General features: G+C 38.7%; 13 protein-coding genes. 4 read left to right on the forward strand and 9 right to left on the reverse strand.

What is annotated here, in order from left to right; genetic code table 11:
• Nucleotides 1-41: 41 nt before the first annotated feature.
• Together A6754_RS16095 and A6754_RS16100 are read right to left on the reverse strand one after the other, a co-directional pair.
• Entirely contained in the window at nucleotides 42-1,448 is a 1,407-nt protein-coding gene (locus tag A6754_RS16095; RefSeq protein ID WP_066447986.1) for an ATP-binding protein, read from the reverse strand.
• Nucleotides 1,438-2,139, reverse strand: coding sequence for a response regulator transcription factor (locus tag A6754_RS16100; protein WP_066447989.1), 702 nt, complete (start codon nucleotides 2,137-2,139; stop codon nucleotides 1,438-1,440). Before A6754_RS16100 ends, A6754_RS16095 begins: the two co-directional genes overlap by 11 nt.
• Nucleotides 2,140-2,328: 189 nt before the next feature.
• On the opposite strand from A6754_RS16100, the gene A6754_RS16105 reads away from it, so the two are divergent.
• Together A6754_RS16105 and A6754_RS16110 are read left to right on the forward strand one after the other, a co-directional pair.
• On the forward strand, nucleotides 2,329-2,943 hold the full coding sequence (locus A6754_RS16105; RefSeq protein ID WP_066447991.1) for a hypothetical protein: 615 nt from the start codon (nucleotides 2,329-2,331) through the stop codon (nucleotides 2,941-2,943).
• A 102-nt stretch (nucleotides 2,944-3,045) separates the two neighbouring features.
• A complete protein-coding gene (locus A6754_RS16110; RefSeq protein ID WP_066447994.1) occupies nucleotides 3,046-3,366 on the forward strand; it encodes an ArsR/SmtB family transcription factor in 321 nt (106 codons plus the stop codon).
• Here the strand turns inward: A6754_RS16110 and A6754_RS16115 are convergent.
• Complete coding sequence (locus A6754_RS16115; protein ID WP_066447999.1) at nucleotides 3,363-4,292, reverse strand: cation diffusion facilitator family transporter; 930 nt, start codon at nucleotides 4,290-4,292, stop codon at nucleotides 3,363-3,365. The genes A6754_RS16110 and A6754_RS16115 overlap by 4 nt on opposite strands.
• Nucleotides 4,293-4,526: 234 nt before the next feature.
• Between A6754_RS16115 and A6754_RS16120 the strand changes: the two genes are divergently transcribed.
• Nucleotides 4,527-4,838 (forward strand): DUF948 domain-containing protein, encoded by a 312-nt coding sequence (locus A6754_RS16120; RefSeq protein ID WP_066448001.1) that lies wholly within the window; start codon nucleotides 4,527-4,529, stop codon nucleotides 4,836-4,838.
• Between the two features lie 91 nt (nucleotides 4,839-4,929).
• Here A6754_RS16120 and A6754_RS16125 read toward each other — a convergent pair whose 3' ends face one another.
• Nucleotides 4,930-5,781, reverse strand: a complete 852-nt coding sequence (locus A6754_RS16125) for a YihY/virulence factor BrkB family protein (RefSeq protein WP_066448005.1) — start codon at nucleotides 5,779-5,781, stop codon at nucleotides 4,930-4,932.
• A gap of 168 nt (nucleotides 5,782-5,949) precedes the next feature.
• On the opposite strand from A6754_RS16125, the gene A6754_RS16130 reads away from it, so the two are divergent.
• Nucleotides 5,950-6,843 (forward strand): YitT family protein, encoded by an 894-nt coding sequence (locus tag A6754_RS16130; protein ID WP_066448011.1) that lies wholly within the window; start codon nucleotides 5,950-5,952, stop codon nucleotides 6,841-6,843.
• A 98-nt stretch (nucleotides 6,844-6,941) separates the two neighbouring features.
• Here A6754_RS16130 and A6754_RS16135 read toward each other — a convergent pair whose 3' ends face one another.
• The 5 genes from A6754_RS16135 to A6754_RS16155 form a co-directional block, all read right to left on the reverse strand.
• Nucleotides 6,942-8,354 carry a SpoVR family protein gene (locus A6754_RS16135; RefSeq protein ID WP_066448013.1) on the reverse strand — a complete coding sequence of 471 codons (1,413 nt, stop codon included), beginning with the start codon at nucleotides 8,352-8,354 and terminating at the stop codon, nucleotides 6,942-6,944.
• Between the two features lie 137 nt (nucleotides 8,355-8,491).
• Entirely contained in the window at nucleotides 8,492-9,091 is a 600-nt protein-coding gene (locus tag A6754_RS16140; protein WP_066448016.1) for a PepSY domain-containing protein, read from the reverse strand.
• A 380-nt stretch (nucleotides 9,092-9,471) separates the two neighbouring features.
• Nucleotides 9,472-10,173 carry a PepSY domain-containing protein gene (locus tag A6754_RS16145; protein WP_066448019.1) on the reverse strand — a complete coding sequence of 234 codons (702 nt, stop codon included), beginning with the start codon at nucleotides 10,171-10,173 and terminating at the stop codon, nucleotides 9,472-9,474.
• A gap of 67 nt (nucleotides 10,174-10,240) precedes the next feature.
• The gene (locus tag A6754_RS16150) at nucleotides 10,241-11,596 is read right to left on the reverse strand and encodes a sensor histidine kinase (protein ID WP_066448021.1); all 1,356 of its coding nucleotides are present in this window, start codon (nucleotides 11,594-11,596) and stop codon (nucleotides 10,241-10,243) included.
• A complete protein-coding gene (locus A6754_RS16155; protein ID WP_066448023.1) occupies nucleotides 11,593-12,288 on the reverse strand; it encodes a response regulator transcription factor in 696 nt (231 codons plus the stop codon). Before A6754_RS16155 ends, A6754_RS16150 begins: the two co-directional genes overlap by 4 nt.
• Nucleotides 12,289-12,490 lie beyond the last annotated feature (202 nt).

Here is a 12,490-nt window from a genome sequence, read left to right on the forward strand (position 1 = left end):
CTCGGCTATTGGCCGAGATTTTTTGTTTCCATTTTAGGTATTCAAGATACATTTGGCAGCTGAATAAAAAATGTTGTACCCATCCCTTTTTCACTATTCACTTCAATTTTCCCATCGTGCAGTTCCACCAGCTGTTTGACAATTGATAATCCAATGCCGAATTCTCCGAAAGAATTGCTTGTCCTCGAAACATCCGCTTTATAAAATCTTTCCCAAATCATTTCTACTTCTTCAGGATCGATTCCAATCCCATTGTCTTCTATCATGATATTTGTTGCATGATCGCTTTCCTCGCACCTTAAATAAATCTCTCCGTTTTCAGTGAATTGAATGCTGTTTTTTAATATATTTACAAGGATTTGCACTAAACGATCATAATCCGCTACAACTGTTGTTTGCGGCTCTGCCTCAATTATAATTGTATTGTTTTTTTCTTCGGCCTGAAGAAGGAGCTGATCAGCTACAACCTCAAAGGTCTCGAGCAGATTCACGTTTATCTTATGAAGCTGTAATTGATTGGATCGGATTTTCTCATAATCGAGATTCTCATTGACCAGCCGAATCAGCCTTTTCGCCTCGCGATCAATTAAAATCATCCCCTTTTCCATTTCCTGCTCAGGAATGAGATTATTCTGGATTCCTTCAGCTAATCCGCTAATCGTCGTGAGCGGAGTTCTCATTTCGTGTGAAACATCCGCTATAAATTTTCTTCTTCTGTTTTCCAGCCGATCGATTTCTTCATTCGATTTTTTTAACTTTGCGGCCATTTCATTAAAATCCTTTGCCAGCTGGCCAATCTCATCCATGTGCACATGAGGAACATGGACATCATAATTGCCGGATGAAATCATAGAAGTAGCATCTCTAAGGTCCCGAATCCGTTTAATTAAGTTTTTCGCAAGGAACCAGCTTAACAGAATGGTAGCAGTCAAAGAAATAATGATCGTATAAAGCAGAAATTTATTAAGCTGGCTAATCATTTGAATCGCGCCGCTGATCGGGGAAAGAAGAATAACTCCACCAATGAGCTGATCACCATTCATATAAGGCAGTGCAACAAGTGTTACCTCCTGATCAAAGCGTTTGATATCATGGAGGACTGAAATGCCATTTCCCGCGGAAAGCTCCAGCCATTCTTGTTCAGATAAAAGGACAACCGGCTCCTGCAGTTCTGGATAAAGAACTCTTCCCTTTCGATCAAATAAAATATACTGAATATTACGGGCTTCAAGAATCTCGCTATATTCATTTAAAAACTCTTCTGTTCCTTCGATTCTAACTGTCAGATCAGTCAGGATCTGCTTACCATAGGATTCCAGTTCTTCTACCTTATTTTCAAAAATATAGTTCTCCAGGAATTGTGAAAACAGCAGACTAAGCAGCAAAAAAGCTAGAATCAGAATAATAATATGGCTGATCAGCAGCTGATAAAAATATTTAACTTTCATGATCATCCGCACTTTCATCAAACTTATAGCCTATACCCCATACTGTATGAATAAACGGCTGGCGTGCTGTGCCGATCTTTTTTCTTAATCGTTTAATATGAACGTCAACTGTCCGTTCATCTCCATAAAATTGATAACCCCACACCTTATCGAGCAGCTGCTCTCTTGTAAATACTTGCTTAGGATTTTTCACAAAGTAATACAAAAGATCAAACTCTTTTGGTGTTAAATTTCCAAGCAAATTACCGTTAAAATAAACTTCTCTTGTTTCTTTGCTGATTTTAAAATGAGCCGTTGTGATGTATTTATCTTCCTCTTTTTCCTCCGTGTCCATATTAAATCTTCTGGTGACGGCTCTAATTCTCGCCATTAATGTCAGCGGGCTAAACGGTTTTGTCACATAGTCATCAGCCCCCATTTCAAGTCCCAGCACCTGATCTGATTCGCTATCTTTTGCAGTCAGCATAATAATGGGCACTTTACTAAGCTCCCGAATCTTACGGCATAACGTCACACCATCCATCACTGGCAGCATCCAATCCAAAATAATTAAATCCCATGCTTCCTTATTAAAATGCTCAAAACCGGATTGCCCATCATGTATGAATGTTCCCTCATATCCTTCTTTCATAAAAAACATTTCGAGCATAGAGCAAACACTTTGATTATCTTCCACTACTAGTATTTTCATATCCACCATCCTATGGCACATTCAGTCATTACGTTTAGGTATAGTTACATTAAAGCGAAATAATATCATTTTTTCAATTTTTATACGCTCATTTCTTCACTTTCTCTCTTTTTCAAGTTTACCTTCATGAATTGCCTTTTTTTGGACAAGCTAAAGTTTGAAGTTTATTAACGATAAAGGAGATCAAATATGAAAAAAATCCTTATAGTATTCTTGTCGATTTTCACTCTTCTTTGCCCTTCATTAGGAAGTGCATTAGCTCAGGAAGGCGGAGAAGGAGATCATCATGGACATCGTTTTATGGATAAAGAACTGGTTGATTCCTTAATAGATAAGGGCTACAGCAAAGAAGAAATCTATAAAGCATCGTTTATAGCAAAATTTTCGCAGGCAAAAGTTGAAGATGTATTAGCTTCATATAAAAAGAACGGTTCATCTTGGGACAAAACAGCACAGCAATTCGGTGTAGATCTACAGAAAATGAAACAGCATTATAAAGCAAAGGGACGATTTCTCAAGAAGCATCAGACGGAGGTTCTCAAAACTTTATCCGTTTATACAGGTAAAAATGAAGCTGATCTTGAAGCATTAATAAAAGAAGAAAATATGAGCCTGCACTTTATCATTACAGCTGCAGCCATGTCTAAGTCTTCAGGTGAAGACTTCAATACAATCATTCAATTAAAAAAAGACGGAAAAAGCTTTCAAGAGATGAAGGAAAAGCTTAATCTGACGGATGACAAGCTTCACCAGGAAATGAAAACGCTAATGGGCGAAATAAAAAATAGCATTAAAGAAGAATAATTTCTTCTGCTCCATCAAAAAAACCACCTTAACCGGTGGTTTTCTTTGCTGTAAGAGCCTAATCAGGATTATAATATCAATAATTAGGAGGTGTGTTCTGCAATGACAAATGAACAGCCATACTCTTTACTTGATGACGATTTTGATGAAGAAACTTTATTTATTGTTTCTCAGACATTTAAAGCATTGTCAGATCCTACTCGCCTGCGAATCCTGCATTTGCTTTCGAAGGGAGAGTTTTCTGTTAATGATATTGCCGAGAAACTATCATTACTGCAATCAACGGTCTCACATCAGCTGCGCTTCCTTAAAAACCTGCGCTTAGTGAAGTTCCGCCGAGAGGGAACGACCCTTTATTATAGTCATGATGATGAACACGTCTTAAGCATTTTAAAGCAAACTATCGATCATGCACAGCATTAATTACATGTGCCATGATGACTTGGACATCCCTCTGTCTTCCCTTCAACCTGAATTGTGCTGTGCTCAATGCCATATTCATCATGTAATATGCCTTGAGCCTTTTTCAGTACAGCATCATGCCCCTGATCACCTGTTAAGACGACATGACAGCTTAACGCCGGAAAACCAGAAGTAATTGTCCATATATGCAAGTCATGCACATCGGCCACCTGGCCAATCTTTAAGAGTGCGTTTTTTATTGTTTCGGGATTCAAATCCTCTGGGGTTCCCTCCATTAAAATATGAAAGGAATCCTTCATGACTCGCCATCCACTGATTAATACTAAGATTGCGACAATAATACTTGCAATCGGATCCGCTATTCCCCAGCCAAAGAAATACATAAGCAATGCAGCTGTAATGGCACCAACAGAACCAAGCAAGTCACCAATAACATGCAGGAATGCACTGCGGACATTTAAATTATGGTCCTTATCACCGCTCATTAAAATAAATGCGGCAATAATATTCACAATAAGTCCGATAACAGAGATCGTCAGCATGCCAAGACTTTGAACCTCTGGCGGGTCAAGAAGCCTGTGATAAGCCTCATAAAAAATATAAAGTGAGATAATTAAGAGTGTAACACCATTAACCCAAGCTGCAATGATTTCAAAGCGTTTATACCCAAAGGATTTGCTTATGGTCGCCTTTTTCTCACCCAGCTTGATCGCTAAAAAGCTCAGCCCTAAAGCCGCCGCGTCACTAAGCATATGTCCTGCATCTGACAAAAGTGCGAGACTATTTGTAACCAGCCCTCCAATCACCTCTACGACCATAAAGCCGGCAATTAATATAAAGGCAGTAAGCAAGGCTTTCTTATTGTTGGTTGAATGATGATGATGTGAATGACCGTGTGAATGTGAGTGTGAGTGTGAATGTCCCATCGAATTCCCTCCTTTTTTCGTATATGAATATATGCTCATATATATTATGTACCACACAAACAGATTGTTCAATCTTTTTTGTGAAAGAATAATAATAATTGTCGGATTTCTAATGCAAACTTGACTATATTTTTTAACAGTTGTTATTTTTCATGCTTAAAGGGTAAAAAAAGAATACAATTAGTTTATCCATTAAATGATGCCAACACATCCGACAACTTTGGGAGGGATAGAATGTTTATTGTGTATGCAAGTATCGCTGTAATTGTGCTTGCAATTGTTTATTTTATCATTTCGGCAGTAAAAACATTGAAAGAGGCACAGCCAAGTATTGAACGACTGAATGAGACAAATAGCCGATTGCAGCATAAGATGAATGTACTGAAGCATGAAACTGACGCACTTAAAATGCAGCAGCAAGAGCTGCAGAAGGATTTTGAATTTAAAAAAGGTGTTTTTACATCGCTTATTTCCAGCGTGAAGGAGACACCTAAATCCATTACCAAGTGGTGGAAAATTAAAATTCCTTTTATCCATAAACTATAAAACGTTTGTGAATAGAAAAAAGCGAGGAACAGTCCTCGCTTTTTTTATGTGTTCAATTGTCAAAATGGAGCGGTATATGTCTCCAAGTCATTTACATTGCAGCTGTTTTTGCTTTGTTCATGGCTTGTCCTTTTTTCCTTCTGTGAAGCAAGGCGTTAATTTCTCCCCCAAGAACAAAGGTCAAGCCTGTTAAGTAAAACCAAAGCATTAGCACAATTACACCACCAAGGCTTCCGTATGTGGCTGAGTAGTTGGCAAAATTATTAACATAAATGGATAAACCAAAGGAGATAATTTGCCAAATAACTGTCGCTGCAAAAGCTCCAGGCAATACTTCCTTAAATGGATAATGCTTGTCTGGCGCAAATTTATAAAGACAAGCCAGTACAGTTGCCATAACAACAATCGCAATGACATAGCGTAAAATATTGATCAAAACTTCCATATTATTGGGGATATAAATGAATTGTCCAATAAAGTCGACAATGACATTCCCGAATATCGGAAGCAGCATTGCGGTTACAATAGCAAGGATTAAACCAAGCGTTAACCCAATTGATATAAGCCTAACTATGATAAAAGATCTGGAATCCTCTACATCAAATGCCGTATTCATAGCACGAATAAAGGCCATCATTCCATTGGATGCCGACCAAAGTGTACCGATGATCCCGAAGGTCAGTAACCCTCCATTTGGCACCGTTATAATATTAATAACATTTTCCTCAATTAAGCTGAACGTATCTCCAGGCAAAATACTGCTTAAATATGTGAGCACCGTTTGCGGATCAATAGATAAATATGGCAAAATAGAGATCATTAAGATCAACAACGGGAATATTGCCAACATATAATAGTAAGCCTGCTCTGCTGCAAGTCCTGTTGCACGATCTTCTTTTAATTCTGCAGACAGCTTTTTTCCAAAAGTAATTGCACGGTTCACTTTTATTCACATCCTTTACAGTAGATTTGAGAGTATAGTCTCCTTTTCCCAGATAAGGACAGAGATAATCATTTATAATAAGTCATTTTATACAGATACTGGACAGAATTTTCATTTTATTTTTTCTAATCGTGCTAAAATAGATAGGATAGGAAAGGAGGTTTGCTGATGGAATTGACTCCTGAAGAAATGAACAATCAGCAGTTGCACAGAGCAACATCGAAAGGGAAAGTCTTTAAGAGAATTATATTTATTATTATTGGAGCCATTTTTATGGGAATTGGCATTGAAGAGTTTTTAGTGCCAAATCAAATTCTGGATGGTGGTATTGTAGGCATATCGATTATATTGTCTCACTTAACACATATAAAGCTTGGGATTTTTATATTTCTTCTGAATATCCCCTTCTTCTATATAGGTTATAAACAAATTGGAAAAACCTTTGCTCTTTCTACTCTGCTCGGCATTGGCGTTCTCTCTCTCACCACATTGCTGCTCCATAATGTCCCTGTCTTCACGAGTGACCTGTTATTAGCCACCGTTTTTGGCGGCATCAGCTTAGGAATTGGCGTTGGCATTGTCATTCGTTATGGCGGATCCCTGGATGGCACAGAAATTCTTGCCATTTTACTTAATAAAAATCTTCCGTTTTCAGTTGGCGAAATAATCATGTTTTTTAATGTCTTTATTTTTGTGACAGCTGGTTTCGTATTTGGCTGGGATCGGGCGATGTACTCGATTATTACATACTTTATTGCTTTTAAAACAATTGATGTTGTGATTCAAGGTTTAGATGAATCAAAATCAGCATGGATCATTAGTGAGAATCACCAATTAATAGGAGAAGCAATTATAGCTCGGCTTGGCCGAGGAGTCACATATTTAAATGGCGAAGGCGCTTTTACAGGGGACAATAAAAAAGTGATCTTTGTCGTGATTACACGGCTTGAGGAAGCAAAATTAAAAACAATTGTAGAAGAATTAGACCCCAATGCGTTTTTGGCAGTTGCCAATATATCTGAGGTGCGCGGCGGCAGATTTAAGAAAAAGGCGATACACTAAACTATTACTAGTGTTTACTAATTATTAAGCACAAGGAAGCCGCAAAACGCACGGAATTCCATGCAATTTTGCGGCTTTTCAATTCTATAGAGATGCCTTTATAGGTACTTGCGGTGGATAGACTTTCCATCATAAGAAAATACCATTTCCTTGCCTTCCACCATGCTCTCCATGTGGACATTTCTCCCCCATAGCTGATGGATATATGGAAGTACTTTTTCCAAATATTTCAGATCAAGTTCAATGCCTTCATACCAATGCTTTATATACAGCTCGCCATTTTTCAGATAATCGCCATCCGTTACCGTTAGATAAGGAAAGCCTCCATTTACTCTCATGCCAACCAGCTGATCACGCACGTTCTCCCATTGTTTATCAACTACTTTGTAATCCTTGCCCTGCTTTTGGAATAAATACATATCCTCTCTCATGACAAGGTCTTTTGTTAGATAATTGCGTAAAAAGGAAATATCGGATTCAATTTCACGCACCTCAAACATCTTTTCCCGACCTGAACCTGGCTGAACTCCACGCCGCTTCATTTCCTCAGTAGGATGATTGTAGCGCTCTTCGATATCCTCAAACACTTTTAAGCCTAGATAATAAGGGTTGATGCCCGTTCTGGATGGCTGCACAACACCAGCATTTAATTTTGCAAATTCAATTGCTTCTGAGCTTGTTAAATCAAGTTCTCTTAAAATCCGCTGATGCCAATAGGAAGCCCAGCCTTCGTTCATAATTTTCGTTTCAAGCTGCGGCCAGAAATACAGCATTTCCTCGCGCATCATGGTTAAAATATCGCGCTGCCAATCTGTCAATTCACGGCTATAGCTTTCAATAAAAAGCATTAAATCCTTCTCAGGACGAGGCGGAAATTTGCGTTTTTTCTTTATTTTTTCCTGCTTTGGCCCGCGATCATCTAAACCCCATAGATCATCATATGGAGAAGCCGCTATGCTATCAGAGCTTTCAAATTCACTTTCTTCTGTGCTCCACGCAAACCTTGGCCGCATTAAGGAAGGATCAATATGCTCCTCAATGGCAAGAACCGCATCTAAAAATGTCTCAACCTCTTTTCTGCCATGTTCAACTTCATATAAGCGAATCCTTTCAGCTGTTGCTGCCATACTTTCAACCATATCGCGCTTTGTATTCTGGAAGCGAACATTGTTTTTGAAGAAGTCACAGTGCGCCAAGACGTGCGCGACGATGAGCTTATTTTGTATAAGTGAATTTGAATCAAGCAAAAAGGCATAACATGGATCGGAATTGATTACAAGTTCATATATTTTTGAAAGTCCAAGATCATATTGAAGCTTCATTTTAAAGAATTGCTTGCCAAAGCTCCAGTGTGAGAAACGAGTTGGCATTCCATAGGCTCCAAATGTATAAATAATATCTGCCGGACAAATTTCATAACGCATCGGATAAAAGTCGAGACCAAACCCGCTGGCAATTTCCGTAATCTCATGTATCGCATATTCGAGTGCTTTCGCATCCTCCACTTGCATTTGCCACTCCCCCTTTAAGTCCTTATCCTAATCTATGAGCAGGGACGGGGAATGATGATTCATGCTCATATTTTTATAGATGTCTCTTAAATTCATTACTGCATAAAAAAACAGGCTGTTTAACAGCCTGCCGGAAATTAGTCATTATCGTTATCAAATTCCAGTTCCAATACTTCGCCTGTTACTGCGTCTAATTCAATTTCTGCTTCGCCATTTTTTGTGCGCAACTCGAATTCATACTTCATTGTGCCATCATCGCTATCCAAGTCCATTTCCTTTACTTTGCCGTTAGTTTCTTTTTCTGCAATGGCAATGGCGTCTTTTTCAGATAAGATCTTTTGATCAGCAGTTTGTGTGCTTTGACCTGATGCTGAAGAGTTTGCTTGACTGTTTTGTACATGATCATCATCCTGATCATCGAAATCATCGTCATCATCACGATCTTCTCTAACAGATAAAACTTCGCCAGTATATGCATCAATATCCACGTCATAATCCATGCGGTCATCATTGTTATCAATATCAACGTCATAGTAGCGTCCTTTTAAATTGCTTTCCAGTTCAATGCTTTCAATTACACCTGGCTGTTCTTTTAAGGCCAGCTCCTTCGCCTTCTCCAAAGTAATCATTTCTTTTGTTGCCTGCTCCTCAGCTGATTTTTGTGTTGCGCCAGCTGCAGCTGCTCCTCCTAATACAACTAACCCTGCAAGTGCACCAATCCAAATTTTCTTTTTCATTTTGTTTCCTCCTTCAATTTGTTTTCTACAATATCAATATAGTCTTCTTATCTTAAAGAAACGGTAGAATAACATTAGAAAATGATGAGAAAGAAATGAAATTTACTCATTTAGGAGTAAAAATGCTGGCGGATAGCGATTTTAGCAGGTTTTATATCTAAAAAGAGGCACAAAATTAATGAATTTGCTTTTTTATCTGCTGAATTTAATTCAAGAGGAGTTTGATAAGATGGATAGTCGCCCGTTATTTTTCGGAGTTATCTGCCAGACCGAAGTCCATGAAATTTATCAAGATGGATCGTTAAAGCCATTGATACACCCCTCCTCCACTCGAAGCAGAATCAAAAAAACCAAGGGAATCCCATTCCCCTGGCCAATCTTTAATCTTCTTCCCATGATATAGTGTATTTGCCTGTGATCGCGTTGATTTGGACGACGGCTTCTTGATCATCTTCTGTCTCAATTTCCACTAGGTAGTAGGGCTGGTCATTGATGGATTCAAAATCAACGTCATCAATAGAGCCATTAACCGTTTGCAGGGCAATTTCTTTCGCTTGCTCTTCTGTTAAAATTTTTGTAGTCGTCTCTTCTAAAGGAGTTGTCTTAAGAATTTCGCCTGTTACAGCATCTATTTCAAGCTGGCTTTTTTGATCTCCCTTTTCCACTTCAGCCACATACAGTTTATTCTCATTTGATGTGCTGCTTTTAACAGAAGTCACCTTATGACCTGCTGCTTTAAGCTGATCTTTAATCTGCTGTTGTGTTAAGATTTCCTTTTCAACTGGTTCATCGCTTTTTTCAGGAGTATCTGTGTTCTCGTTCGTTCCTGTTTTTTCGAGGGATCTTGTTTCTCCATTGAAGGCATCAATGGCAACCTGATAGTTTCCGGTATCGCGATTCATCTCGGCAATAAACTCTCCGTCCATTTCTTCAATATTGATTACCTCGCCTGTATAACGATTCGCAATAAGTGTTTTGGCTTCTTCCATTGTCATTGCTTTTTCCTGATTAAATAGAAAAAAACCTGCGATAAAACCAGCCAAAACCAATACAGTTAGGATCCATATCCATTTGTTTTTCATCTATTTCCCCCTCCATCCTTCTCTCCACATTATGAAACAGAAAAATGAGAAATGGATGAGAATTTCCTTAATTAAACATTAAAGTGACCGTGGTACCAGCCCCTTTTTCACTTTTAAGCTCCAGCTGGATGCCCATTACATCTGCCATTTCCTTTGCCAGTGAAAGTCCGAGACCAGTACCGCCATTTTGCCTTGTTCTTGCTTCATCCACCCGATAAAATCGTTCAAATACCCGCGGCAAATCCTTTTCACCGATGCCTGAACCAAAATCCTGAATATGGATAAGTACTTTCTGGTTCTTTTTTTCACATGAAAGAATGATGTCATCATCACTATATTTCCTCGCATTATCCAGAAAGATAAACAGCAGCTGTTTGAGCTTTTGCTCATCTGTACGCACAATGGAAGTCTCGTCACAATTAAATGAGATTTTTCGGTTATAGGCTTGCTCAAACGCCTTAGCAGTTTGAAGCAAAAAAGGTCTCAGCTGAATGTCGTTCCATTCAATATTCCATTGTTCATGGTGCTTTGCCAGCAATAACAGCTGTTCAGTCATTTCTCTCATTCTTATGGCTTCAGAATGAATCGCTTCAACAGATTCCTCGAATAAAGCCGGATCTTGTAAGCCTCTTCGTTTTAATAAACTCGCATAACTTTCAATAACGGTTAAAGGGGTTTTGAATTCATGGGAAGCATTGGAAACAAACTGTTTTTGCTTTTCATAATTATTTTCCAATAAAGTAATCATGTGATTAAACGTATCTCCCATTATATGAAGTTCGTCCTTCGATTTCCCCTCTAGCTTAAGCTGTTTAAACTGTCCGCTCTCCCTGATTTCCTTCATCGTCTCAATCATTGAAATGATTGGATTCATGATAAAACTGCTCAAGATTCTGCTTGATATTAACACAGGAACAAGTGTCAGCAATGTCACAATGACAAGAACAATCCGAAACAGCTGCAGGATATTAATGGCTGATTGAATGCTTTTGACCGTCTGCAGATTGGCAACTTCTCCATCCGGTAAAATAATGGGAATAGACGAAAAGGCATAATGCTGATTGCCAAGAACCAATTCTTCCGTTTGTTCTGACTGATAAAATTGTTCATCCATCTCGTCTAATAATTTCCGGTTTTCTTCTGAATTTGAGCCTATCGTGCTTTTCAAATCACCATTAACATCTTGCACTATTTGAATAACCCCATCTAAAGGAGCATATGCCCTAAGCAGATCTGCTGGAGGTATTTGTCCTAGGGATTGGTCAATCTCCTGCGCCAGGTTTTCTAACTCATCCCTTGCAGTATCCAGTTCACTGTCTACAATCATTTTTGAAAACAGAAAGAAAAGAGCAGCATTCATGACAATAATAAGGAAGGCAAATAATACAGATGTGTACAAGTTGATTTTATTTCGAAGCTTCATTTTGGCTCCTTTATGACGTAGCCTACTCCCCGGATCGTATGAATAAGGGAGGGCTCTCCTGCTGGTTCAATTTTTTTGCGGACATAGCGAATATACACATCAACCACATTTGTATCACCCATGAAATCGTAGCCCCATACAGCCTCTAATATTTGATCTCTGGACAGCACCTGTCTCTTATTGCGAAGCAGGAATGATAAAAGATCAAATTCCCGCGGTGTTAATTCAATTTGTACATCCCCTCTAATCACTTCTCTTGTCTTTTCATCGATTTTCAAATTTTCTATTTCTAAAGTATCTATTTGTTCTTCATTTTGTTCACTCTGTTTGTTGCGCAGTGCAACCCGGACTCTTGCAAGCAGTTCTTCAATTTGAAAAGGCTTTGTAATATAATCATTTGCACCTAAATCAAGTCCAGAAACTTTATCCTCCACCGAACTTTTGGCCGTAAGAAGGAGCACAGGTGTAGATTTATTCCCTGCTCTGATTCTGCGCAGCAGTTCAATTCCGCTTAGTCCCGGCAGCATCACATCTAGCAGGATTAAATCCCAGTTTTCTGTTCTGAATTTTTCCAATCCATCTAAACCATCAAACACCTTGGTCACTTCATATCCTTCAAATCCCAGTTCCAATTCAAGCAAGCGCGCAATTTTCACTTCGTCTTCAACAACGAGTATTTTCTCTTTCGCCACCAGGTCTGCCTCCCCGCCATCTCTTCATATCTTTAGACTAGCAGAAACATTTTTTAAAATCCATTTCTTATTGCATTAAAAAGACCAAAAAAAAACACCAAGCAAGGCTGCTGGTGAGGCGGTTTACAAATATAGAAAAACGAATGCCCTTTCATGCAATCTCAGCAGAATTACATTGAAAAAACATTCGCTGGAAACAAAC

It is taken from the genome of Cytobacillus gottheilii (assembly GCF_001636345.1).
GTDB classification, from domain to species: domain Bacteria; phylum Bacillota; class Bacilli; order Bacillales; family Cytobacillaceae; genus Cytobacillus; species Cytobacillus gottheilii.